A 23242-nucleotide genomic window follows, 5' to 3' on the forward strand; every position below is an offset into this window, starting at 1 on the left:
ACAGGCGTGAATAAATCCTGGTCGCGGCAAAAAATATAAACCATAAAAAATCCTTAATAACTTGTTAGAAATAACTGGCTATACTCACCATGCTTTATCAGTCAGGATCCACACGACGCATTAATCATCATGTCATCTTTTTAACTAATTGATTAAGAAGGTATTTAATGTCTATTCGTGAACTGCTCGATCCCACTAATTCCGCGCTTATCTTTATTGACCATCAGCCGCAAATGTCCTTTGGCGTGGCGAATATCGATCGCCAGACCCTGAAAAATAACACCGTGGCGCTGGCGAAAGCGGGCAAAATTTTTAATGTACCGGTGATTTATACCTCCGTAGAGACCAAAAGCTTTAGCGGCTATATCTGGCCGGAATTATTGGCCGTGCATCCTGACGTCAAGCCGATTGAACGTACCTCCATGAACTCCTGGGAAGACGATGCGTTTGTGGCAGCGGTGAAAGCGACCGGCCGTAAAAAGCTGGTGATCTCCGCTCTGTGGACCGAAGTCTGCCTGACTTTCCCGGCGTTGATGGCGCTGGAGGCGGGCTACGAGGTCTATGTAGTGACGGATACCTCCGGCGGCACCTCTGTCGACGCCCATGAGCGGTCTATTGACCGGATGGTGCAGGCGGGGGCGGTGCCGGTGACCTGGCAGCAGGTGCTGCTGGAGTACCAGCGCGACTGGTCGCGCAAAGCGACCTACGATGCGGTAATGGACCTGGTGCGCGAACACAGCGGCGCCTACGGGATGGGCGTGGATTACGCTTATACCATGGTGCATGGCGCGCCGGAGCGTAAAGCGTAAATCACTCCATCCTTCAGGCTGCTGCGTTGTTGGCTGCGTTTGTCCGTCCCCAGCTACTGAATTTATTCAAGTTCACGGGGACGTGCCCGCCTGCCGCTTCAACGCAGCATGAAGGATGTTGTGTCAGATCATTTATGGAGAGTGGCAGGAGAAAACCGGCCATTTCCCTGAAGCAAGGAACTCGTCATGGCGCAGCAAAAATCGGTGACCCTGGTTATCAGCCATCTGCTCGATCCGCAACACAGCCAGCGCTACGAAGAGTGGCTCGGTAAAATTATGCCCATTGCGGCAGAATTTCCCGGCCATCTTGGGGCGAATGTGATCCGGCCCGCCGCAGGGCAGAATCTGTGGAGCGTCATAATCCGCTTCGATACCCTGGAGCACCTCTACGCCTGGACGCAGTCGGAAACCCGTCGGCAACTGGTGGCTGAGATTGCCCCACTGCTGACGGAAGGCGATCGGACTGAGGTGCGGACTGAACCGGCCTTCTGGTTTACCCCGCCGACGGTGAACGTACGCCAGCCGCGGCGCTGGAAACAGTTTCTGATCACCCTGCTGGTGATTTTCCCCAGCACCAACCTGGTGCCTGCGGTGACCGGCATGCTGCTGCCGTCGCTTAAGGGGAGCCTGCTGCTGCACCTCATCAATGATGCCTGCGTGGTTGCGCTGGTGGTCTGGTTCTGGATGCCCATCGTGACCCGCCTGTTTGCTGGCTGGTTGAAGAAAAACTGAGTCAGCCTCCTCAAGGAGTGCGTTATGTCGCAAACTGCCACACTGATTCTGACCCACGGTCAGATTCATACTCTCGATCGTGCGAATCCCCTGGCGGAAGCCGTGGCCATCGCCGACGGAAAAATTGTTGCCACCGGAAGTCACGATCGGATCATGAGCTTTGCCGCCGAGGGGACGCAAATCGTCGATCTCAAAGGGCATACAGTGATCCCGGGCCTCAACGATTCTCACCTGCACCTGATCCGCGGTGGGTTGAACTACAACCTTGAGCTCCGCTGGGAGGGCGTCCCCTCGCTGGCGGATGCCCTGCGAATGCTGAAGGATCAGGCGGATCGCACGCCGTCCCCGCAGTGGGTGCGGGTGGTCGGCGGCTGGAGCGAATTTCAGTTCGCTGAACGGCGGATGCCGACCCTGGAAGAGCTGAACGAGGCGGCGCCTGATACGCCGGTGTTTGTGCTCCATCTCTACGATCGCGCGCTGTTGAACCGTGCGGCGCTGAAAGCCGTGGGATATACCAAAGAGACGCCGGATCCGGCGGGCGGCGAGATCGTCCGCGATAGCCACGGCAACCCGACCGGGATGCTGATCGCCAAACCGAACGCCATGATCCTTTATGCTACGCTGGCCAAGGGGCCGAAGCTGCCGCTGGATCTGCAGGTGAACTCCACCCGTCAATTTATGCGCGAGCTGAACCGACTGGGGCTGACCAGCGCCATCGACGCCGGCGGCGGCTTCCAGAACTATCCGGAAGATTACGAAATTATCGAACAGCTGCACGCGAAAGATCAGATGACCGTGCGCATCGCCTACAACCTGTTTACTCAGCGGCCGAAGCAGGAGCTGGAGGATTTCGAACGCTGGACCGACATGCTGAAGCCGGGGCAGGGGACTGACTTCTATCGCGCCAACGGCGCCGGCGAGATGCTGGTATTTTCGGCGGCGGATTTTGAAGATTTCCTGCAGCCGCGGCCGGATCTGCCGCAAGGCATGGAGGATGAGCTGGAGCGGGTGGTACGCCATCTGGTGGAGCATCGCTGGCCGTTCCGCCTGCATGCCACCTACGATGAGTCCATCAGCCGGATGCTGGACGTGTTTGAGAAGGTGAACCGCGATATCCCGTTTAATGGCCTGCACTGGTTCTTCGATCATGCCGAGACCATTACCGAGCGTAACATTGAGCGGGTGAAGGCGCTGGGGGGCGGTATTGCGGTGCAGCATCGGATGGCCTTCCAGGGCGAATATTTTGTCGATCGCTACGGCAAAGAGGCGGTGAAACATACCCCGCCGGTAGCAAAGATGCTGGCGCTGGACGTGCCGGTGGGGCTGGGCACCGATGCGACCCGCGTCGCCAGCTATAACCCGTGGACCGCGCTGTACTGGCTGGTCTCCGGGCGCACCGTTGGCGGGATGGCGATGTATGACGACGCCAACCGCCTGCCGCGCGATGTCGCGCTGGAGCTGTGGACGGCGGGCAGCGCCTGGTTCTCCAGCGAGCAGGGCAAGAAAGGCCGTCTGGCCGCCGGTCAGCTTGCCGATCTGGTGGTGCTGTCGAAAGACTACTTCAGCGTCGCGGAAGAGGAGATCAAAGGCATTGAGTCGGTGCTGACGGTGGTTGACGGCAAAGTGGTCTATGCCGCCGGTCACTTCTCGCCGCTGGCGCCGCCGCCGATCCCGGTGCTGCCGGAGTGGTCGCCGGTGGTGAAGGTCCCGGGCCATTACCGTTCCGCTCCGCCGGCGACGGCTAAAATCGGCGCCATGGTGCAGATGCACCAGTGCTGCGGTAGCTGTGGCGTCCACGGCCATCAGCATGATATTGCGCGTAAGTCGTCGATTCCGGTCTCTGACGAGCAGGCCTTCTGGGGCGTGCTGGGCTGTTCCTGCTTTGCCTTTTGATACCTGACGCCACCGCCCCGGCAGCGTCGGGGCGGTGGTTTCAGCCGCAGGCCCGGCGTCAATAGCGCTGCTCTGAGCCAAAGAGCGCCATGCGGCGGGCAATCATCTCGCGTACCGGCTGCAGTCCCTGGGCGATGACTTTCCGCGGATCGTTCACATCGTGCCCGGTGTCGGCGGCGAAAATTGCTTTCACCTGTTGGCACCAGGCGTACATATTTTCGGTATTAACGTTAATCTTGGCGGTGCCGCAGGCAATCGCCCGGCGCATATCCTCATCGGCAATTCCGGTGCCGCCATGCAGCACCAGCGGAACCTTCACCTGCTCGGCAATGGCTTTCATCTCGGTAAATCCCAGCCGGGCTTTACCTTTATACAGACCATGGGTGGAGCCCAGCGCGGCGGCGAGGCAATCCACCTGGGTTTCTGTCACCAGGGTGTAGCACTCCTGCGGATCGGCGTAGATGACTTCGGAATTGACAATGCCGTCTTCACTGCCGGCGATGGTCCCCAGTTCGGCCTCCACAGAGATACCTTTGCTGTGGGCCAGCGTCACCAGGTGGCGAGTAATGGCCAGGTTTTCCCTGAACGGCAGATGCGAGCCATCAAACATAATGGAACTGAAGCCGGCGGCGATCGCCGCTTCGCAGGCCTCCCGGGAGGTGCCATGATCCAGATGCAGCGCCACCGGAACATCAATATGCAAATACTCCATGGCGTTAACCACAATGTCATGAATACATTTTAACCCGAGCATATGCTTAACCGTGCCGCCGGACACCCCCAAAATAACCGGTGAGCGGCACTGCTGGGCGGTGCTTAATACGGCGCCGACCCATTCCAGATTATTAATGTTGAACTGACCGACGGCGTAGCCGTCCCGCAGGGCATGCTGAAGCATGTCCTTCATCGACACTAACATATTCACCTCTTGATATTTATTAAATGCAGTTATTCTTCAAAATATTGCGTTAAGTTTCTCTCGTAGCTATTTAACGAGTGGTGGACGACCGCCAGGTCCGGCATCGATTCCCGAACCCCTTTTTTCTCAATAGAAATGGCGGCGGTCAGGCTGGCAAATAAAATAATGTTATCGATATGCCATGAGTAATGGACGCCATAGGTGAAGGCGCCGTGAAATACATCCCCGGCGCCGGTGGTATCAACGGCATTGCACAGCCAGGACGGGACGATCTGCAGCATACCGCTTTTTAAAAAAGCGCAGCCTTTTTCGCCAAGGGTAATAAATGCTTCACCGCGGCAAATTTTATTCAACTCAATCAGGGACGCTTTAATTTCTGCTTCGGTGCTCAGCGAGCGATAGCTCATATAATCGCGGGCGAAATGTTCGCTCACTACAAAATAGTCAGTCCAGGCCGCCAGTTTAATATTGCTGGCGCGCAGTGACCCGCCGTCCATCACGACCCTGGCGTTGGGCAGTTTCTTAATTAAATATTCACTGATTTCCGCCTCATGGCCGTCAATTAAAATGGTGACCGGCTCCTCGCTGGCAATCAGTCGCTCGGCGAGGTCGTCCAGTTTGAGCTTTTGCTCGTAGGTCAGGGAAGGCGGCGTTTGCATCTTGCGGGTAATAATCGTCCGCGAACCCGTTAAGCGATTGACCAGCACCGAGGCCAGCGGGGTGATCATGTCATCGGAGAAAACCACCTGGCTGGTATCCACCCCCGCCTCGGCAAACTCATCGATAATGCGCTGACCGTAAAGGTCCTGCTGCAGATGACCAATGTAATAAACCTCCTCGCCCCATAATCCCAGCAGCCAGGCCGCATTGGCCGCCGGACCGCCGCCGCTTTCAATAAAATCATGACAAAAGTTTTTGGTATTCTCCTGGGGCCATTCATTGAGAAAGAAAAACTGATCGAAACAAGCAAATCCAATGGACAAAATAGCCATAACCACTCCTGATTATTTGTCAGCGGCGGAAAGCGTGGCCCTCCCGCCGGGAAAAATGACCTCGCTTATTCATTTTTCTGCTTCGCCGTCAGCTCCTCATAGCTGAGCGTGTTGCCCATCACCTGGACGTGACGGAAGCAGAAAGGCGCCAGCAGCGCGACGAGCAGCGCCAGACAAATCAGATAGATAGTGATCTGACCAAACTGGGTGAAAGCATTCCCGATAATGATGCCCCATACCGCGAAGTCGAAATCGGCGAAGGTGCTGTTTTCAAACCCGAGGTTGCCGAGCGCCGGCAGCAGCATCGCCGGCAGGAAGGCGAGGAAGATCCCGCCGATAAAGGAGGCGATGATACATCCGCGCTTACCGCCCAGTTTGTCGGCGAAGACGCCGGACGTGCCGCCGCAGAAGAAGTGCGGCACCATGCCGGGAATAATCAGCGCCATGCCCAGCCCGCCGAGCAAGAGCATCCCGACCAGCCCGCCCACAAAGGAGCTGATGAATCCCACTACCACCGCGGTGGGGCTAAAGGTGAAGAACACCGCGCAATCAACGGCCGGGATGGAGTCCGGGATCAGCTTCTGTCTGATGCCCTGGAACGCCGGCACCAGATCGCCGAGGATCAGCCGCACGCCGTTATAGACAATGGCTACGCCAACGGCGAACTGCAGACCGGTCAGCACCGAGAAGATCAGCATGTTTTGGTCGGTGATGGTGCTCAGGTACGCCGACCCGGCGACAGCGCTGCAGACAAAGTAGATAACAAACATCACGATACCGGTGGTGACCGTGGTATCGCGCAGAAAGCCCCACTTTTCTGAAATTTCGGTATCGGCGAAGGAATTTGCCGGATTGCCGGTCCGGCTGGCGATCCATGCCGAGAGGTAGTAGCCGAGAGAGCCGAAATGGCCCATGGCGATCCCGCCGTCTTCGGTTACCTGCCTGGTGTAACGCTGACCGATGGCCGGGGAGATGGCCGACCATGAGCCCAACAGGAATCCACCGATCAGGATCAACATCCAGCCCTGGAACTCCGCCGCCTGCAGAACGGCGGAGAACAGGCAGGCGAGAAAGAACGAATGATGGCCGGTCAGAAAGATATATTTATACTTGGTACAGCGGGCGATAATCAGGTTGAAAATAAAGCCTAACAGTAAAATACTCATGGTTTCCACGCCCAGCATCTTCTGGGCGACGGAGACAATGGCTTCATTGTTCGGAATAACGCCGCGGATATTAAATCCGGCCTCGATAATACCGCCCAGCGGATTGAGATTGGCAACGATAACGCCTGCCCCAGCGCTCAACATCAAATAGCCTAAAATCGGCTTCAATGTGCCGGTAAGCAGTTTATTGCCAGGGGAGCGTAGCGCCACTAAACCAACAAAGGCGATAAGCCCCATTAAAAAGGCGGGTTGACTGAATATTTCCGTTAAGAAACTAAGAATAGCCTGCATGGTCGTTCCCTCTATGCTGATTAAGAGTGAGTCGCAGCAATTTTCATCAGCGCGTCGGTAATATCCTCGGCGATCTTCGCTTTATGGACGTAGCTGCGAATGATGGCGACATGACAGTGGGCCGGAAATTGATTTGCCAGTTCTTTGATCGTGACGTAAAGGTCGGCTTTTTCCCCGACGGCGTTAGCAAAATCGACCGAGGCGACGTCCGCTTTGATGCCTAATTCGTCACAGATCTTTTTCACATTATTCGCAGCCATCAATGAGCTGCCAATACCGTTACCACAAACCGTTCTGATAACTAACATAATGACTACTCCATTTGTTTTTGAATGAAATGTAAGACTGAATTAACGTCATTTTCCTGCTGAAGAAAGGTCACAATATCTGACTCGATCAGCGAGGCTATCAGTTGGATCATTTTGATATGACTGTCAGCATCGGCGCCGGCGATCGCGATGACCACGGAAACCGGATCGAACTCATCGTGGCCGAAGGAGATTGGCGTGGCGGTGGTGACAAGTGAGAACCCGGTCTGTAATGCCCCTTTTTCCGGCCGGGCATGCGGCATGGCAATCCCGTCATCTATCACGATGGCGGCGCCAAAATCTTCATATACCGTCAGCATCTCGTTGACATATTCGGCGCTGCAAATCTGGCGCCTGGCAAGTAATGAACCCGCCAGTTCGATGGCCTCTTCCGCACGGGAAATATTCTGCTTAAGGGCGATTAACGACGGGTCAAAAATAATTTCCATCCTCAGCTCCTGAACGTATTCCTGTTCCTGAGTTAAATCATGACCAAATACATTGATGAAAATGATGGATGAGATCACATCCGCGGTTTTAAATATTGATGGGGATCACATCGACGGCAAAGTACCGGCAGAAAAAGATATAAATAATTTATAAGTTTTTCAGGCTGTTATGAAGGTTTTGTATTTTGACGCTGAAATTTGGCAGAGAAAAAGTGAGAGGTAGGGCGAATTTTTTCGCCAGAAGTGTATCGCTGGTCACAAATATCGGCGGGTCATTTTCTTAAATTTTGACGCCGCTAACAAAAAAGGCCCGCCTGAGCGAGCCTTTTATTAAAACGCGTGCCGATTACAGGCTGGAAACGTTTTCGGTCAGGTATTTTGCAACGCCTTCCGGAGAGGCGGCCATACCTTCTTTTCCTTTTTCCCACTGCGCCGGGCAGACTTCGCCGTGCTCTTCGTGGAACTGCAGGGCGTCTACCATACGCAGCATTTCGTCGATGTTACGGCCCAGCGGCAGGTCGTTAACCACCTGATGACGAACGATGCCGTTGGCGTCGATCAGGAAGGAGCCGCGCAGCGCTACGCCTTCGTCCGGATGCTCAATACCGTAAGCTTTCTGGATTTCACGTTTGATGTCAGCAACCATCGCGTATTTAACCGGGCCGATACCGCCCTGGTCTACCGGGGTGTTACGCCATGCGTTGTGCACGAACTCGGAGTCGAAGGAAACGCCAACCACTTCCACGCCGCGTTTCTGGAATTCTTCGTAACGTTTGTCGAACGCGATCAGCTCAGACGGGCACACGAAGGTGAAGTCCATCGGCCAGAAGAACAGAACGGTAGGTTTACCGTTGGTGTGCTGTTTGAAATTGAATTTCTCAACGATCTCACCATTACCCAGCACAGCGGCTGCAGTAAAATCCGGCGCTTGACGAGTGACCAGAACCATTTGATTCTCCTGTAATTACTAAGGTTATTTGGAACGCAACGCGGGCAAGTATAGAGCCTGCCCGGCAATAACACAAAGAGGCGCTAACAATCGTTCAGCCAGCTTTTACCTATCAATGACGTGGCTATTACAGCTGTTTGTTTTCTGCCTGGCGCATCATCTGCGGATAAAAGCGCCAGAACTGCGTCTCCAGACGGTCGTAATGGGTATCCAGATCCTGCCAGGAGTCGCGTAGCGCCTCGAGACGTGGACGGCGGCTGGCCATGCCGTTCAGCACGCGCTGAATAAAATCCATTTCCCGATAGCGCTCCAGCCAGCGCTCCGACCACAGATATTGATTGAGATTGACGAAGCGGGGCGGCGAGTCGGGCAGAATGGGGACGATCTGCCGCTCGGCGTAGCGTACGAACTCGTCCAGCGGCAGGTCAGGGGAGAGCTGCGCCCAGTGCTGGGACAGGAAATGATCCCACATGACGTCGAGGGTGATGGGGGCGACGCGGCGGGTCTGCGGGCGAAACCACTCCCGCGCCTCTTTGACTTCCGCCAGGTTGTCAGTCATCACGTCAATCCGCCGATGCATAAAGATGCCGTCGATGATCTCCGCCGGATAGTCGCCCTGCGGGTTGCCGCGCACGAAGTCGGCCATCAGGTTGCCGGGCAACGAACTGTCGGCGAGATGGGCCAGGTGCAGGTGGGCGAGAAAATTCATAAAACGACATCCTTTAAATACGAGCGGGCAGGTGGAAACACCGATGTTGCGCTGAACGGCGCCTCGGTGGCCGAATGGCATGCTGTCTGGCCGCGCGCGGCACCTTTGCCACCGGTAAGGCATTCGGTTGCCGCATGGCGGCATTCGGAATGATTTGGAATATAGATTATGTCATTCATCCGGAGGGGTAAAGGTTGCAGCCAGACCGCCCCGGCACTAGACTACCCGCCTCTTTATTCAGTCTGAGTTACCGTCATGCGCGTTACCGATTTTGCTTTTGAACTACCCGAATCTCTGATCGCCCACTATCCGATGCCTGAGCGCAGTAGCTGTCGCTTGCTCTCCCTGGACGGGCCGACGGGCGCGCTGACGCATGGCACCTTCACCGACATCCTCGATAAGCTCAATCCCGGCGATCTGCTGGTGTTTAACAACACCCGGGTGATCCCGGCGCGTCTGTTCGGCCGCAAGGCCAGCGGCGGCAAGATTGAAGTGCTGGTGGAGCGGATGCTGGATGATAAGCGCATCCTGGCCCATATTCGCGCCTCAAAAGCGCCGAAGCCGGGCGCCGAGCTGCTGCTGGGCGATGACGAGAGCATTAAGGCCACGATGCTGGCGCGTCATGGCGCGCTGTTTGAAGTGGAGTTTAACGACGAGCGCCCGGTGCTGGAGATCCTTAACGGGATCGGCCATATGCCGCTGCCGCCCTATATTGACCGCCCGGACGAAGACGCCGACCGCGAGCTCTATCAAACCGTCTATGGCACCAGGCCGGGCGCGGTAGCCGCCCCGACCGCCGGTTTGCATTTCGACGAACCGCTGCTGGACAAACTGCGCGCCAAAGGCGTTGAGATGGCGTTTGTCACCCTGCATGTGGGCGCGGGCACCTTCCAGCCGGTGCGCGTCGACAGCATTGAAGAGCACACCATGCACTCCGAATATGCCGAAGTGCCGCAGGAGGTGGTCGATGCGGTGCTGGCGGCGAAAGCGCGCGGCAACCGCGTGATCGCGGTGGGCACCACCTCGGTACGTTCGCTGGAGAGCGCGGCGCAGGCGGCGAAAGACGCGCTGATCGCGCCGTTCTTCGACGATACGCAGATTTTCATCTACCCGGGTTATCAGTACCAGGTGATCGATGCGCTGGTGACTAACTTCCATCTCCCTGAATCCACACTGATTATGCTGGTGTCGGCGTTTGCGGGTTATCAGCACACCATGAACGCCTATAAGGTGGCGGTTGAGCAGAAATATCGCTTTTTTAGCTACGGGGATGCGATGTTTATCACGTACAATCCGCAGGCTATTTCTGAGCGTCCCTGAAAAGGCCGGTACGCCGGCTTGTAGACGCCATAACGCATTTTTTAGCTACGGAATCATTCCGTGGCGAGTATGAAAACGTCGGACTGTTTTTCTGACGCAGGAGCAAGCATGAAATTTGAACTGGATACCACCGACGGTCGCGCCCGCCGCGGTCGCCTGGTGTTTGAGCGCGGCGTGGTGGAAACACCGGCCTTTATGCCCGTTGGCACCTACGGCACCGTCAAAGGGATGACGCCGGAAGAGGTGGAAGCCACCGGCGCGCAGATTATTCTCGGCAACACCTTCCACCTGTGGCTGCGCCCGGGTCAGGAGATCATGAAGCTGCACGGCGATCTGCACGATTTTATGCAGTGGAAAGGACCGATCCTGACCGACTCCGGCGGTTTCCAGGTGTTCAGCCTTGGCGATATCCGTAAGATCACCGAGCAGGGCGTCCACTTCCGCAATCCGATCAACGGCGATCCGATTTTCCTCGATCCGGAAAAATCGATGGAGATTCAGTACGATCTCGGCTCTGACATCGTGATGATCTTCGACGAATGTACGCCGTACCCGGCGGACTGGGATTACGCCAAGCGCTCAATGGAGATGTCTCTGCGTTGGGCGAAGCGCAGCCGCGACCGTTTCGATAGCCTTGGCAATAAAAATGCGTTGTTCGGCATTATTCAGGGTAGCGTTTACGAAGATTTACGCGATATCTCGGTGAAAGGTCTGGTAGAGATTGGCTTTGATGGCTACGCTGTCGGCGGTTTGGCGGTTGGTGAGCCGAAGGAAGACATGCACCGTATTCTGGAGCACGTCTGCCCGCAGATCCCGGCCGATAAACCACGATACCTGATGGGCGTCGGGAAGCCGGAAGATCTGGTGGAAGGGGTACGTCGCGGTATCGATATGTTCGACTGCGTCATGCCGACGCGCAACGCGCGTAACGGCCACCTGTTCGTCACCGACGGCGTGGTGAAAATCCGCAACGCGAAGCACAAAAGCGATACCGCGCCGCTGGACGCCGAGTGTGATTGCTATACATGTCGCAATTATTCACGCGCTTACTTGCATCACCTCGACCGTTGCAACGAAATATTGGGCGCGCGTCTCAATACCATTCATAACCTGCGCTACTATCAGCGTTTAATGGCTGGTTTACGCAAGGCTATCGAAGAGGGTAAATTAGAGAGCTTCGTGACCGATTTTTACCAACGTCAGGGGCGCACCGTGCCTCCTTTGAACGTTGATTAATTTTAATAATGAGGGAATTTCAATGAGCTTTTTTATTTCTGATGCGGTAGCGGCAACGGGTGCACCGGCGCAGGGCAGCCCGATGTCTCTGATTCTGATGCTGGTGGTGTTCGGTCTGATTTTTTACTTCATGATCCTACGTCCACAGCAGAAGCGCACCAAGGAACATAAGAACCTGATGAACTCCATCGCCAAAGGTGATGAAGTGCTGACCAACGGCGGTCTGGTCGGTCGCGTGACCAAAGTAGCGGAAACTGGCTACATTGCTATCGCGCTGAACGATACCACTGAAGTGGTTATCAAACGTGACTTCGTTGCTGCCGTTCTGCCGAAAGGCACCATGAAGGCGCTGTAATCTAACTTTTCCCAAAGGGAACTGCCGTGTTAAACCGTTATCCTTTGTGGAAGTACGTCATGCTGGTCGTCGTCATTGTCGTCGGCCTGATCTATGCGCTTCCCAACCTGTATGGTGAGGATCCGGCTGTTCAAATCACTGGCGCGCGCGGCGTCGCCGCCAGTGAGCAAACGCTGATCCAGGTCCAGAAAACTTTACAAGAAGAAAAAATAACCGCGAAGTCTGTGGCACTGGAAGAGGGCGCTATTCTTGCGCGCTTCGACACCACTGATACCCAGCTGCGCGCGCGCGAAGCGCTGCTTAACGTGCTGGGTGACAAATACGTCGTGGCGCTGAACCTTGCTCCGGCAACCCCACGCTGGCTGGCGGCGCTCTATGCCGAGCCGATGAAGCTGGGTCTTGATCTGCGCGGCGGCGTGCACTTCCTGATGGAAGTCGACATGGACACCGCGTTAGGCAAACTGCAGGAACAGAACATCGATAGCCTGCGCAGCGAGCTGCGCGACAAAGGCATTCCTTACGCGACCGTGCGTAAAGAAGACAACTACGGTCTGAGCATCGTCTTCCGCGACAGCGCGGCGCGCGACCAGGCTATCTCTTATCTCAGCCCTCGCCATCGCGATCTGGTTATTTCCTCTCAGGGTGACAACAGCCTGAAAGCGGTGATGACCGATGAGCGCCTGAAAGAAGCCCGTGAGTACGCGGTTCAGCAGAACATTAATATCCTGCGTAACCGTGTGAACCAGCTGGGCGTCGCCGAGCCGCTGGTTCAGCGTCAGGGTGCTGACCGCATCGTGGTTGAGCTGCCGGGTATCCAGGATACCGCGCGTGCGAAGGAAATCCTTGGCGCGACCGCGACCCTCGAGTTCCGTCTGGTCAATACTAACGTGGACCAGTCCGCCGCCGCCTCTGGCCGCGTGCCGGGCGACTCGGAAGTGAAGCAGACGCGTGAAGGCCAGCCGGTAGTGCTGTACAAGCGGGTGATCCTGACCCGGGACCATATCCCCGACTCGACCTCCAGCATGGATGAGTACAACCAGCCGCAGGTCAACATCTCGCTGGACAGCGCGGGCGGTAACATCATGTCTAACTTCACTAAGGACAACATCGGCAAGCCGATGGCGACCCTGTTCGTGGAGTATAAAGACAGCGGTAAGAAAGACGCTAACGGTCGCGCTATCCTGGCGAAAGAGGAAGAGGTGATTAACATCGCCAACATCCAGTCGCGTCTGGGTAACAGCTTCCGTATCACCGGTATCAGCAATCCGAACGAAGCGCGTCAGCTGTCGCTGCTGCTGCGTGCCGGCGCGCTGATTGCGCCGATTCAGATCGTCGAAGAGCGGACTATCGGCCCAACCCTGGGAATGCAGAACATCAAGCAGGGTCTGGAAGCCTGTCTGGCCGGTCTGGTGGTCTCTATCCTGTTCATGATCCTCTTCTATAAGAAGTTCGGCCTGATTGCGACCTCGGCGCTGATTGCCAACCTGATACTGATTGTCGGCATTATGTCCCTGATCCCGGGGGCGACGCTGACCATGCCGGGCATCGCGGGTATCGTGTTAACCCTTGCGGTGGCGGTCGATGCTAACGTTCTGATCAACGAGCGTATCAAAGAAGAGCTGAGCAACGGGCGTACCGTTCAGCAGGCGATTGACGAAGGTTATCGCGGCGCGTTCAGCTCGATCTTCGACGCCAACGTGACGACGCTTATCAAAGTGATCATCCTGTACGCGGTCGGTACCGGTGCCATTAAAGGGTTTGCGATTACCACCGGTATCGGTATCGCGACCTCAATGTTTACCGCTATCGTCGGCACCCGTGCCATCGTGAACCTGCTGTACGGCGGCAAGCGCGTTAAAAAGCTGTCTATCTGAGGAGTGCGTTGTGGCACAGGAATATACTGTTGAACAATTGAACCACGGCCGTAAAGTCTGGGACTTTATGCGCTGGGACTACTGGGCCTTCGGCATTTCAGGTTTTCTGCTGATTGTGTCGATCGCCATCATCGGCGTTCGCGGGTTTAACTGGGGGCTCGATTTCACCGGCGGTACGGTGATTGAAATTACCCTTGAGAAACCGGTCGATCTGGACCAGATGCGCGATTCCCTGCAGAAAGCGGGCTTTGAAGAGCCGCAGGTGCAGAACTTTGGCAGCAGCCGCGACATCATGGTACGTATGCCGCCGGTGCATGACGCCAACGGCAGCCAGGAGCTGGGCAGCAAGGTCGTGACGGTGATTAACGAATCGACCAGCCAGAATGCGGCAGTGAAGCGTATTGAGTTTGTCGGCCCGAGCGTCGGCGCGGACCTCGCGCAAACCGGCGCCCTGGCGCTGATTGCGGCGCTGGTCTGTATCCTGATCTACGTCGGCTTCCGCTTCGAATGGCGTCTGGCCGCCGGGGTGGTTATCGCCCTGGCGCACGACGTGGTGATCACCATGGGCGTGCTGTCGCTGTTCCATATCGAGATCGACCTGACCATCGTGGCCTCGTTGATGTCGGTTATCGGCTACTCGCTGAACGACAGTATCGTGGTATCGGACCGTATCCGTGAAAACTTCCGTAAGATCCGTCGCGGTACGCCGTATGAGATCTTTAACGTGTCGTTGACCCAGACGCTGCACCGTACCTTGATCACCTCTGGTACCACTTTGATGGTGATCCTGATGCTGTTCCTGTTCGGCGGCCCGATTCTGGAAGGCTTCTCGCTGACCATGCTGATCGGTGTTTCCATCGGTACGGCTTCTTCTATCTACGTCGCGTCCGCGCTGGCGTTGAAGCTGGGCATGAAGCGCGAGCATCTGATCCAGCAGAAGGTCGAAAAAGAAGGGGCGGATCAGCCGTCCATTCTGCCGTAATAGAGTTCAGTTGAGATAAAGCAATCCCGGCCCTTGCGGCCGGGATTTTTTTGCCCGCGACAAAACCTGCTGACAGTATGCTGTCAGGAGCCCTCCCATACACTGCCTCTGAACTCACTAACGAGCAGGAGGAAGTATGAACAACGTGATTAACTGGTTTGAAATTCCGGTCGCCGATATGGATCGCGCCGTCGCGTTTTATGAGCCGGTGATGCAAGTGTCGCTGCGTCGCGAAACCATGGACTGCGCCGAGCTGGCGGTGTTCCCGCATCAGGATCCGGCCCCCGGCGGCGCGCTGGCCAAATTTGAAGGTATCGCGCCCTCGGCGCAGGGCGCTATTATTTATCTGCATACTGATCATCTTGCCGCCACGCTGGAGCGCGTTGCCTCGGCGGGTGGGACCTGTGTCTTCGGCCCGCTGACGCTGCCGAATGATATTGGCACCATCGCCCTGTTTACCGACAGCGAGGGCAACCGCGTCGGCCTGCACCAGCCGGCTTAACCTTAACTTTTGTGAAGTGAGACATGACCCGACGCGCCGACCGTTTATTTCAGATTGTGCAGATCCTGCGCGGTAGGCGGCTCACTACCGCTGCGCTGCTGGCGGAGCGGTTGGGCGTGTCGGAGCGTACCGTCTATCGCGATATTCGCGATCTCTCCCTCTCCGGCGTACCGGTGGAGGGCGAAGCGGGCAGCGGCTACCGGCTGCTGGCGGGCTACGATCTGCCGCCGCTGATGCTGACCACCAAAGAATCCGAGGCGCTGATCGCTGCGATTCGGCTGCTAAAAACCTGGGGCGGTGAGGCGCTGTCGCAGTCGCTGGAGTCCGCCCAGGAAAAAATGCTGGCGATCCTGCCGGAGGCGCGTCGGCGCCAGGCGGAGCAGACTCGCCTGTTTGCCCCTGACCTTGGCGCGCATCGCTATGCTAAAACCCATTTTGACGTTATCCACCAGGCCGTATCCAATCAGCAGGTATTACAGCTTCACTACCAGGATGAATCCGGTCAGGTGACGTGGCGTGAAGTGCTGCCCCTGGGGCTGTTTTTCTGGGGCGAACGCTGGCTGTTGGTGGCCTGGTGCGAACTGCGCAATGATTACCGCAATTTTCGCCTCGACCGTTGTCTGGAGGTCAGAAGGACCGAACGTCGATTCAGCGAGTGCGCCGACCGCTCGTTAAGCGATTTTCTGCGCAAGGTCCGGTGCGAGGTGCGGGAGAAATAAAAAAGCCCGGGCAGCAGGAGCTGCGGCCCGGGCGCTGTCTTGCTGTATCAGCAATCAGAAGTTGTAGCCGACCACGAAGTAACCACCCCAGCCGGTCGAGCGAACGCTGAACGGACCATCGCCGAAGTTCAGCTTCGCATCATCAGCCCACTGGCCGCCGTTATGGAAGTAACGGGCGACGATAGAGTAGTGCCAGTGCGCGTAGTTCAGCGCCAGGATGTGGCTGGAGGCGATAGAGTTGCTGGTGCGCGCGTGCTTCCCGTTCAGATCGTAGAAGTTGTCATCGCCGAGGTCAGAACCCCAGTCGAAGTTGGTGAAGCCGATGTAGCTCAGCGAACCGCCCCACAGGTCGGTCAGCGGCACAAAGTATTTCACTTTGAAGCGATAGCCGTCCCATTCGTTTTCGTTGGACGCGCCGTAGTTCTGCCACTGGTACTTGGCGTAGACGTTCAGCGACAGGCTCATTGGCAGGCCGGGATCGATATCGGTACCCAGACCCATATACCAGGTGCTCTGCTCCTGGGAGTCGTTGCGGCCCATATCGTAGATATAGTTGTTGGCGAAATACCATTCTTTGAACGGCCCGAAGCTCAGGTCGGTATTGGTCAGCTTATCGATAGAGAAACGCGGTTCGATCTCCATAAACAGCGGGGAACCTTTGTTCCAGATACCTTTTGCCGTGCTGTTGCCGCCGAAGAATACCGGGGCATCGATATAGCCGTAGAAATCAAACCAGTCTTTTTTGGCGAACGCTTCGTATTCCAGGTAGGTATCGTTACGGATCTGCGGTCCAAAACGGGTGTGGTAGCTGCCCACCACGTTAACACTCTGGTGCCACCAGTCAGACAGATACTGCGGTTTGTCGTTTTCTGCCGCGCCGGCGGCAAAAGTAGTGGAGAGCGCCACAACCGCACCCGCTGCCAGTAATGTTTTTTTCATAGTAATGCCACTGTTTAAATTGAGCCTGAAGGCGTTAAAAGAAGTGCCGAAGCGTTTCTAAATATTTCGTCTTTCTGTGGGGGTCTATTATAGGAATCATTGCTCACAAAAATACGTGTTGTTTCACATAACCAGAACATGCGTAATCGATTGCGTTCACGATTCTATGCATTTCTTGACAAAATGCTACTGAAAATCGCGCTGCAGAACGATTTCTAATGAACTCTTGCGAAAAGTTGTAAGTGGATAAGAAAGACGGGGCAGGACGTAGCCGGGCGGGGCAGGCCCGGCTGAAGGCTTACTGGGCGGCGGCGGGCTGGATATCATGTACGCGAATAAAACCGACTTTATCTGGCGTTACATTGAGGCGCAACGGGATATCGACATCGCTGGGGGCGAGGGTGCTGGCCGGCGCGCTAATCAGCTGATCCTGAACATTGACTTCCTGATAGCTGTGGGTGGTGCCGGTGATCTGTCCGGAAGCGACGGTGGCGGTAAAGGCCGGCAGCGGATCGTTGGATTCGCCCTGAATGCGTAAGGTCAGGCGTGACCCATCGCCATCCGGGGTAATACTGCCCACCGACATGCGCAGGGTGCCGATCTGGCTCTCCAGCCGCGCCGGGGTCTTGGCCTCCGGCAGCAGATAGACGCCGCGGGTGGATTTGGCGTTCAGTGCGTTTTGCTGGGTGATTTTGATCGTTTGCTGGTTGAGCTGGGTCATCTCCTGGCTCAGCGTACTCACGCTCTGGTGCATCTGGCGGATTTCGCTTTGCTGGGCGCAGGCGGTCAGGGTGAACAGGCAGCCCGCGATGGCGAGCTTCAGGTAACGTCTTGTCATGGTCAGGATTCCGTTTACAGAGGATGCTTAATGGTAGCCAAACCGGCCTCATCTCCCATAGATCCTTTGTCTCAAAAGCTCTTTCTTTGTAGTCCGGTCACTTCGCGGTAAACTACTCTTCAGTTTAACTACCTGTCAGGACGCGCTATGCATTGCCCTTTCTGTTTCGCCGTGGATACCAAAGTGATCGACTCTCGTCTGGTGGGGGAAGGCTCTTCCGTGCGTCGCCGTCGGCAGTGCCTGGTCTGTAACGAACGCTTTACCACCTTCGAAGTGGCGGAGCTGGTGATGCCGCGGGTGGTGAAGAGTAACGATGTGCGCGAACCCTTCAACGAAGACAAGCTGCGCAGCGGGATGCTGAAAGCGCTGGAGAAACGTCCGGTTAGCGCCGACGACGTGGAAATGGCGGTCAACCATATCAAGACTCATCTGCGCGGCACCGGCGAGCGCGAAGTGGCCAGCAAAATGATCGGCAACCTGGTGATGGAGCAGCTGAAAAAGCTGGATAAAGTCGCCTATATTCGCTTCGCGTCGGTCTATCGCAGCTTCGAAGATATTAAAGAATTCGGCGAAGAGATCGCCCGCTTACAGGACTAAGCCATGCAGGACGAAATGTACATGGCGCGTGCGCTGAAGCTTGCCGCGCGCGGTCGCTTTACTACCCATCCTAACCCTAACGTCGGCTGCGTCATTGTGAAAGACGGCGAGATCGTCGGCGAGGGGTTTCACTATCGCGCCGGCGAGCCGCATGCTGAAGTGCACGCCCTGCGCATGGCTGGCGAAAAGGCGCGCGGCGCCACCGCCTACGTCACTCTTGAGCCCTGCAGCCACCATGGCCGTACGCCGCCATGCTGCGATGCGCTGATTGCCGCCGGCGTCAGCCGCGTGGTCGCCGCGATGCAGGATCCGAACCCGCAGGTGGCAGGGCGCGGTTTGTATCGCCTGCAGCAGGCCGGCATTGAGGTCAGCCATGGGCTGATGATGAACGAAGCGGAAGCGCTGAATAAGGGCTTTCTGAAGCGGATGCGCACCGGTTTTCCCTGGGTGCAGCTGAAGCTGGGCGCCTCGCTGGACGGCCGCACGGCGATGGCCAGCGGCGAAAGCCAGTGGATCACCTCCCCGCAGGCGCGACGCGACGTGCAGCGTCTGCGCGCCCAGAGCCATGCCATCCTGACCAGCAGCGCCACCGTGCTGGCGGACGATCCGGCGCTGACCGTGCGCTGGCAGGAGCTGAGCGCCGATACCCAGGCGCTTTATCCCGAAGAGAATTTGCGCCAGCCGCTGCGCGTCGTCATCGACAGCCAGAACCGCGTCACGCCTGAGCATCGTATTGTGCAGCAGGCGGGGGAAACGCTGTTTGCCCGCCTGCGCGCCGATGAACGGCAGTGGCCGGAAAGCGCCCGCACGCTGCTGGTTCCGGAGCATAACGGCCATCTCGATCTGGTGCTGCTGATGATGCTGCTTGGCAAACAGCAGATCAACAGCGTCTGGGTTGAGGCAGGGGCTACGCTTGCCGGGGCGCTGCTGCAGGCGGGTCTGGTCGACGAGCTTATCGTCTATATTGCGCCTAAACTGTTAGGCAATGCGGCGCGTGGATTATGCGCGCTGCCGGGGCTTGAAGAGCTGAGCCAGGCCCCCCATTTTAAATTCAATGAGATACGTCAGGTTGGCCCGGATGTCTGCCTGCATTTAACCACTGCGTGAGGCTTTCCTGATTATTAGGAAGCAGCGCTCAGAATAATATGATAAAATCCGCCCCCCTTGCGGGGCACATGAACCCGAAGGAAGAGTATGAACATTATTGAAGCTAACGTTGCTACCCCGGACGCTCGCGTCGCCATCACCATTGCGCGTTTCAACAACTTTATCAATGACAGCCTGCTGGAAGGCGCGATTGACGCCCTGAAACGCATTGGTCAGGTAAAAGATGAAAACATCACCGTCGTTTGGGTTCCAGGCGCGTATGAGCTGCCGCTGGCGGCTGGCGCACTGGCGAAAACCGGTAAATATGACGCGGTGATCGCGCTGGGGACGGTGATTCGCGGCGGTACCGCCCACTTTGAATATGTGGCAGGCGGTGCCAGCAATGGCCTGGCGCATGTCGCTCAGGACAGCGAAATCCCGGTAGCCTTTGGTGTTCTGACCACTGAAAGTATTGAACAAGCCATTGAGCGCGCTGGCACCAAAGCCGGTAACAAAGGCGCAGAAGCTGCGCTGACCGCGCTGGAAATGATTAACGTATTGAAAGCCATCAAGGCCTGATTTTTGTAAGGGGAATTCCGTGAAACCTGCTGCTCGTCGCCGCGCCCGTGAGTGTGCCGTTCAGGCGCTCTACTCCTGGCAGTTGTCCCACAACGACATCGCTGATGTCGAATACCAGTTCCTGGCGGAACAGGACGTAAAAGATGTTGATGTTCTGTATTTCCGCGAACTGCTGTCCGGAGTGGCGACTAACAGCGCGTACCTCGACGGCCTGATGAAGCCCTACCTGTCCCGCCAGCTGGAAGAGCTGGGCCAGGTTGAAAAAGCGGTGCTGCGTATCGCGCTGTTTGAGCTGTCCAAACGTGATGACGTACCGTATAAAGTGGCCATCAATGAAGCTATCGAACTGGCGAAAACCTTCGGCGCTGAAGATAGCCACAAGTTCGTTAACGGCGTGCTGGACAAAGCGGCTCCGGTAATTCGTCCCCACAAGAAGTAAACTGCAGGCCGGGTTTTGCGAGGGTCGCCTCGCAGCCCGGCCTTATTTATTATTTTGCTGAGGCATAACGTATGGCATGCGGCGAATTCTCCCTGATTGCCCGTTATTTTGATCGCGTTAAAAGCGCCCGCCTTGATGTTGAAACCGGCATCGGCGATGACTGCGCGCTCCTGCATATTCCCGAGAAAAAAACGCTGGCAATCAGCACCGACACCCTGGTGGCGGGCAATCACTTCTTACCCGATATCGACCCTGCCGACCTCGCTTATAAAGCGCTGGCGGTGAACCTGAGCGACCTCGCGGCGATGGGCGCGGAACCGGCGTGGCTCACGCTGGCGCTGACCTTGCCGGAGGTGGATGAAGTCTGGCTGGAAGCCTTCAGCGACAGCCTGTTTGTCCAGCTGGACTATTACGATATGCAACTGATTGGCGGCGACACTACCCGTGGCCCGCTCTCCATGACGCTGGGTATCCACGGCTTTGTGCCGCCGGGACGCGCCATGAAACGCGCTGGCGCGAAGCCGGGGGACTGGATCTATGTTACCGGCACTCCGGGAGATAGCGCCGCCGGTCTGGCTGTACTGCAGAATCGTCTAACGGTGGATGAACCGTCTGACGCCGACTACCTGCTGGCCCGTCATCTGCGGCCGATGCCGCGCGTGCTGCAGGGCCAGGCGCTGCGTGACCTGGCGACATCGGCTATCGATCTTTCCGACGGACTGATCTCCGATCTGGGCCATATTCTTAAAGCCAGCGGCTGCGGCGCACGTATCGATCTCGATGCCATGCCGTACTCCGATGCGATGCTGCGCCAGGTTGATTCTGAGCAGGCGCTGCGCTGGGCGCTCGCCGGCGGGGAAGATTACGAGCTGTGCTTTACCGTACCGGAGCTGAACCGCGGGGCGCTGGACGTGGCTCTTGGCCATCTTGGCGCGCGTTTTACCTGTATCGGACAGATTGCGCCGGAGAGCGAAGGGCTGCAGTTTATTCGCGACGGTAAGCCGGTCGCGCTTGATTTAAAGGGATACGATCACTTTGCGTAGTCGAGACGAGGCGCTTGGCCGCCTGAGTATGCGTAATCCGTGGCATCTGCTGGCGACCGGCTTTGGTAGCGGCTTAAGCCCGGTGGTGCCGGGGACGATGGGCTCGCTGGCGGCGATCCCGTTCTGGTATCTGATGACCTTTCTCCCCTGGCAGCTTTACTCGCTGGTGGTGATGATGAGCATCTGTATCGGCGTCTATCTGTGCCATCGCACGGCCAAAGATATGGGCACCCATGACCACGGCAGCATCGTCTGGGACGAGTTCGTCGGGATGTGGATCACCCTGATGGCGCTGCCGACCCTGGACTGGCAGTGGGTGGCCGCCGGCTTCGTGATTTTCCGTATCTTCGATATGTGGAAGCCGTGGCCAATTCGCTGGTTTGATCGCAATATCCACGGCGGAATGGGGATTATGGTCGACGACATCGTCGCCGGCGTGATCTCCGCTGGCGTGCTGTACGTCATTGGCCATCACTGGCCCATCGGTCTGCTTTAACCGCCTCTCCCCGGCAACGCTACGCTGCCGGGGAAACCACGCCCTTCACTTAAATCCCACCACCGGATGCGGCTGATACGGCGCCTCCAGCTTGTCGATCTGTTCCGGGGAGAGCGTCAAATCCACCGCCTGCAGCAGATCATCAAGCTGTTCCTGACGCGACGGGCCGATAATCGGCGCGGCGACGCCGGGTTTGCTTAACAGCCAGGCGAGGGCGACCTGGGCGCGGCTGGCGTCGAGTTCTTCCGCCACGTCCGCGAGATTCCCGGCGATCTGCGCATCGTTTTCTTCACTGGCGCTGTACAGCGATTTGCCGAACTCATCTGAGACCAGCCGGGCGGTGGTCTCACCCCAGGGGCGGGTTAGCCTGCCGCGCGCCAGCGGACTCCATGGGATCACCGCTACGCCGTTACGTTGGCACAGGGGCAGCATCTCATTCTCTTCTTCCCGGTAAATCAGGTTGTAGTGATCCTGCATGGTAACGAAGCGCGCCCAGCCGTTCTGCTGCTGGAGCGCCAGCGCCTGGGCAAACTGTCGGGCATGCATGGACGAGGCGCCGATATAGCGCGCTTTGCCGGCTTTCACCACCTCGTCCAGCGCTTCGAGCGTCTCTTCAATCGGGGTGGTATAGTCCCAGCGGTGGATCTGCAGCAGGTCGACATAGTCCATCCCGAGACGGCGCAGGCTGTCGTCGATGGAGCGCAGGATCTGCGCCCGGGAAAGTCCTTCCGCCAGATCGCCGACCTGGTGATACACCTTGGTGGCGACAACCACCTCGTCACGGCGGGCAAAGTCGCGCAGGGCGCGGCCAACGATCTCTTCGCTGCTGCCGTCGGAGTAGCTATTTGCGGTATCGAAGAAGTTGATGCCGCCTTCAATGGCGTGCTGGATAAGCGGGCGGCTGCTCTCTTCCGGAAGCGTCCAGGCGTGTCTGCCGCGGTCCGGCTCGCCGAAGGTCATGCAGCCGAGGCAGAGTCGGGAAACACGTAAGGCAGTATCACCGAGGGGGATATAGTGCAT

At 57.1% G+C, this 23242-nt stretch carries 27 protein-coding genes and 1 pseudogene; 18 read left to right on the forward strand and 10 right to left on the reverse strand.

Going from position 1 to position 23242, the window contains the following annotated elements; all coding sequences use genetic code 11:
- Nucleotides 1-167 precede the first annotated feature (167 nt).
- From HMPREF3140_RS22020 to HMPREF3140_RS22030, 3 genes are all read left to right on the forward strand, one after another.
- Nucleotides 168-809: a hydrolase gene (locus HMPREF3140_RS22020; protein WP_002890357.1), complete on the forward strand. Its 642-nt coding sequence runs from the start codon at nucleotides 168-170 to the stop codon at nucleotides 807-809.
- Between the two features lie 186 nt (nucleotides 810-995).
- Nucleotides 996-1541: an antibiotic biosynthesis monooxygenase gene (locus tag HMPREF3140_RS22025; RefSeq protein WP_002890365.1), complete on the forward strand. Its 546-nt coding sequence runs from the start codon at nucleotides 996-998 to the stop codon at nucleotides 1539-1541.
- Nucleotides 1542-1565: 24 nt separating this feature from the next.
- Nucleotides 1566-3434, forward strand: coding sequence for an amidohydrolase (locus HMPREF3140_RS22030; protein ID WP_002890368.1), 1869 nt, complete (start codon nucleotides 1566-1568; stop codon nucleotides 3432-3434).
- 58 nt (nucleotides 3435-3492) lie between these two features.
- Here HMPREF3140_RS22030 and fba read toward each other — a convergent pair whose 3' ends face one another.
- From fba to HMPREF3140_RS22055, 5 genes are all read right to left on the reverse strand, one after another.
- Nucleotides 3493-4347, reverse strand: coding sequence for a class II fructose-1,6-bisphosphate aldolase (gene fba, locus HMPREF3140_RS22035; RefSeq protein WP_004218830.1), 855 nt, complete (start codon nucleotides 4345-4347; stop codon nucleotides 3493-3495).
- A 35-nt stretch (nucleotides 4348-4382) separates the two neighbouring features.
- On the reverse strand, nucleotides 4383-5345 hold the full coding sequence (locus tag HMPREF3140_RS22040; RefSeq protein WP_021312314.1) for a carbohydrate kinase family protein: 963 nt from the start codon (nucleotides 5343-5345) through the stop codon (nucleotides 4383-4385).
- Between the two features lie 65 nt (nucleotides 5346-5410).
- Nucleotides 5411-6802, reverse strand: coding sequence for a PTS ascorbate transporter subunit IIC (locus HMPREF3140_RS22045; protein ID WP_070553110.1), 1392 nt, complete (start codon nucleotides 6800-6802; stop codon nucleotides 5411-5413).
- A 20-nt stretch (nucleotides 6803-6822) separates the two neighbouring features.
- On the reverse strand, nucleotides 6823-7110 hold the full coding sequence (locus tag HMPREF3140_RS22050; protein WP_002890376.1) for a PTS sugar transporter subunit IIB: 288 nt from the start codon (nucleotides 7108-7110) through the stop codon (nucleotides 6823-6825).
- Between the two features lie 5 nt (nucleotides 7111-7115).
- The gene (locus HMPREF3140_RS22055) at nucleotides 7116-7559 is read right to left on the reverse strand and encodes a PTS sugar transporter subunit IIA (RefSeq protein ID WP_002890380.1); all 444 of its coding nucleotides are present in this window, start codon (nucleotides 7557-7559) and stop codon (nucleotides 7116-7118) included.
- 55 nt (nucleotides 7560-7614) lie between these two features.
- On the opposite strand from HMPREF3140_RS22055, the pseudogene HMPREF3140_RS29415 reads away from it, so the two are divergent.
- Nucleotides 7615-7782, forward strand: a pseudogene (locus HMPREF3140_RS29415) (hypothetical protein).
- A 123-nt stretch (nucleotides 7783-7905) separates the two neighbouring features.
- Here HMPREF3140_RS29415 and HMPREF3140_RS22060 read toward each other — a convergent pair.
- Both HMPREF3140_RS22060 and acpH read right to left on the reverse strand, forming a co-directional pair.
- Nucleotides 7906-8508: a peroxiredoxin gene (locus tag HMPREF3140_RS22060; protein ID WP_002890386.1), complete on the reverse strand. Its 603-nt coding sequence runs from the start codon at nucleotides 8506-8508 to the stop codon at nucleotides 7906-7908.
- Between the two features lie 127 nt (nucleotides 8509-8635).
- Nucleotides 8636-9217, reverse strand: coding sequence for an ACP phosphodiesterase (gene acpH / locus HMPREF3140_RS22065; protein ID WP_021312312.1), 582 nt, complete (start codon nucleotides 9215-9217; stop codon nucleotides 8636-8638).
- A 74-nt stretch (nucleotides 9218-9291) separates the two neighbouring features.
- On the opposite strand from acpH, the gene HMPREF3140_RS28955 reads away from it, so the two are divergent.
- The 8 genes from HMPREF3140_RS28955 to HMPREF3140_RS22105 all read left to right on the forward strand — a co-directional run bounded on the left by HMPREF3140_RS28955 (nucleotide 9292) and on the right by HMPREF3140_RS22105 (nucleotide 16205).
- Nucleotides 9292-9408 (forward strand): hypothetical protein, encoded by a 117-nt coding sequence (locus HMPREF3140_RS28955; RefSeq protein ID WP_004218831.1) that lies wholly within the window; start codon nucleotides 9292-9294, stop codon nucleotides 9406-9408.
- 64 nt (nucleotides 9409-9472) lie between these two features.
- A complete protein-coding gene (gene queA / locus HMPREF3140_RS22075) occupies nucleotides 9473-10537 on the forward strand; it encodes a tRNA preQ1(34) S-adenosylmethionine ribosyltransferase-isomerase QueA (RefSeq protein ID WP_002890390.1) in 1065 nt (354 codons plus the stop codon).
- Between the two features lie 108 nt (nucleotides 10538-10645).
- On the forward strand, nucleotides 10646-11773 hold the full coding sequence (tgt, locus tag HMPREF3140_RS22080; RefSeq protein WP_002890395.1) for a tRNA guanosine(34) transglycosylase Tgt: 1128 nt from the start codon (nucleotides 10646-10648) through the stop codon (nucleotides 11771-11773).
- Nucleotides 11774-11795: 22 nt separating this feature from the next.
- Nucleotides 11796-12128, forward strand: a complete 333-nt coding sequence (gene yajC, locus HMPREF3140_RS22085; RefSeq protein WP_002890398.1) for a preprotein translocase subunit YajC — start codon at nucleotides 11796-11798, stop codon at nucleotides 12126-12128.
- Between the two features lie 26 nt (nucleotides 12129-12154).
- On the forward strand, nucleotides 12155-14002 hold the full coding sequence (gene secD / locus HMPREF3140_RS22090) for a protein translocase subunit SecD (RefSeq protein ID WP_070553112.1): 1848 nt from the start codon (nucleotides 12155-12157) through the stop codon (nucleotides 14000-14002).
- Nucleotides 14003-14012: 10 nt separating this feature from the next.
- Complete coding sequence (secF, locus tag HMPREF3140_RS22095; RefSeq protein ID WP_002890403.1) at nucleotides 14013-14984, forward strand: protein translocase subunit SecF; 972 nt, start codon at nucleotides 14013-14015, stop codon at nucleotides 14982-14984.
- A 136-nt stretch (nucleotides 14985-15120) separates the two neighbouring features.
- A complete protein-coding gene (locus HMPREF3140_RS22100; RefSeq protein WP_021312311.1) occupies nucleotides 15121-15486 on the forward strand; it encodes a VOC family protein in 366 nt (121 codons plus the stop codon).
- A gap of 23 nt (nucleotides 15487-15509) precedes the next feature.
- A complete protein-coding gene (locus HMPREF3140_RS22105; RefSeq protein WP_004144646.1) occupies nucleotides 15510-16205 on the forward strand; it encodes a helix-turn-helix transcriptional regulator in 696 nt (231 codons plus the stop codon).
- A gap of 54 nt (nucleotides 16206-16259) precedes the next feature.
- Here HMPREF3140_RS22105 and HMPREF3140_RS22110 read toward each other — a convergent pair whose 3' ends face one another.
- A complete protein-coding gene (locus HMPREF3140_RS22110; RefSeq protein ID WP_070553114.1) occupies nucleotides 16260-17144 on the reverse strand; it encodes a nucleoside-specific channel-forming protein Tsx in 885 nt (294 codons plus the stop codon).
- Between the two features lie 298 nt (nucleotides 17145-17442).
- Nucleotides 17443-17982: a SadB/YajI family lipoprotein gene (locus tag HMPREF3140_RS22115; protein WP_002890414.1), complete on the reverse strand. Its 540-nt coding sequence runs from the start codon at nucleotides 17980-17982 to the stop codon at nucleotides 17443-17445.
- Nucleotides 17983-18129: 147 nt separating this feature from the next.
- Here HMPREF3140_RS22115 and nrdR point away from each other — a divergent pair, with 147 nt between their 5' ends.
- The 6 genes from nrdR (at nucleotide 18130) to pgpA (ending at nucleotide 22222) form a co-directional block, all read left to right on the forward strand.
- Nucleotides 18130-18579 carry a transcriptional regulator NrdR gene (nrdR, locus tag HMPREF3140_RS22120; RefSeq protein WP_002890417.1) on the forward strand — a complete coding sequence of 150 codons (450 nt, stop codon included), beginning with the start codon at nucleotides 18130-18132 and terminating at the stop codon, nucleotides 18577-18579.
- Between the two features lie 3 nt (nucleotides 18580-18582).
- Nucleotides 18583-19686: a bifunctional diaminohydroxyphosphoribosylaminopyrimidine deaminase/5-amino-6-(5-phosphoribosylamino)uracil reductase RibD gene (gene ribD / locus HMPREF3140_RS22125; protein WP_004144650.1), complete on the forward strand. Its 1104-nt coding sequence runs from the start codon at nucleotides 18583-18585 to the stop codon at nucleotides 19684-19686.
- A gap of 87 nt (nucleotides 19687-19773) precedes the next feature.
- Entirely contained in the window at nucleotides 19774-20244 is a 471-nt protein-coding gene (gene ribE / locus HMPREF3140_RS22130; RefSeq protein ID WP_001021161.1) for a 6,7-dimethyl-8-ribityllumazine synthase, read from the forward strand.
- 19 nt (nucleotides 20245-20263) lie between these two features.
- Nucleotides 20264-20683: a transcription antitermination factor NusB gene (gene nusB / locus HMPREF3140_RS22135; protein ID WP_002891356.1), complete on the forward strand. Its 420-nt coding sequence runs from the start codon at nucleotides 20264-20266 to the stop codon at nucleotides 20681-20683.
- 71 nt (nucleotides 20684-20754) lie between these two features.
- Nucleotides 20755-21726: a thiamine-phosphate kinase gene (gene thiL / locus HMPREF3140_RS22140; protein ID WP_004178737.1), complete on the forward strand. Its 972-nt coding sequence runs from the start codon at nucleotides 20755-20757 to the stop codon at nucleotides 21724-21726.
- Entirely contained in the window at nucleotides 21719-22222 is a 504-nt protein-coding gene (gene pgpA / locus HMPREF3140_RS22145) for a phosphatidylglycerophosphatase A (RefSeq protein WP_077270464.1), read from the forward strand. The genes thiL and pgpA overlap by 8 nt, the downstream gene beginning before the upstream one ends.
- 45 nt (nucleotides 22223-22267) lie before the next feature.
- Here the strand turns inward: pgpA and HMPREF3140_RS22150 are convergent, their stop codons facing one another.
- Nucleotides 22268-23242, reverse strand: a complete 975-nt coding sequence (locus tag HMPREF3140_RS22150; protein ID WP_004147313.1) for an aldo/keto reductase — start codon at nucleotides 23240-23242, stop codon at nucleotides 22268-22270.

This window comes from Klebsiella sp. HMSC16A12, from assembly GCF_001808265.1.
Classification (GTDB): domain Bacteria; phylum Pseudomonadota; class Gammaproteobacteria; order Enterobacterales; family Enterobacteriaceae; genus Klebsiella; species Klebsiella pneumoniae.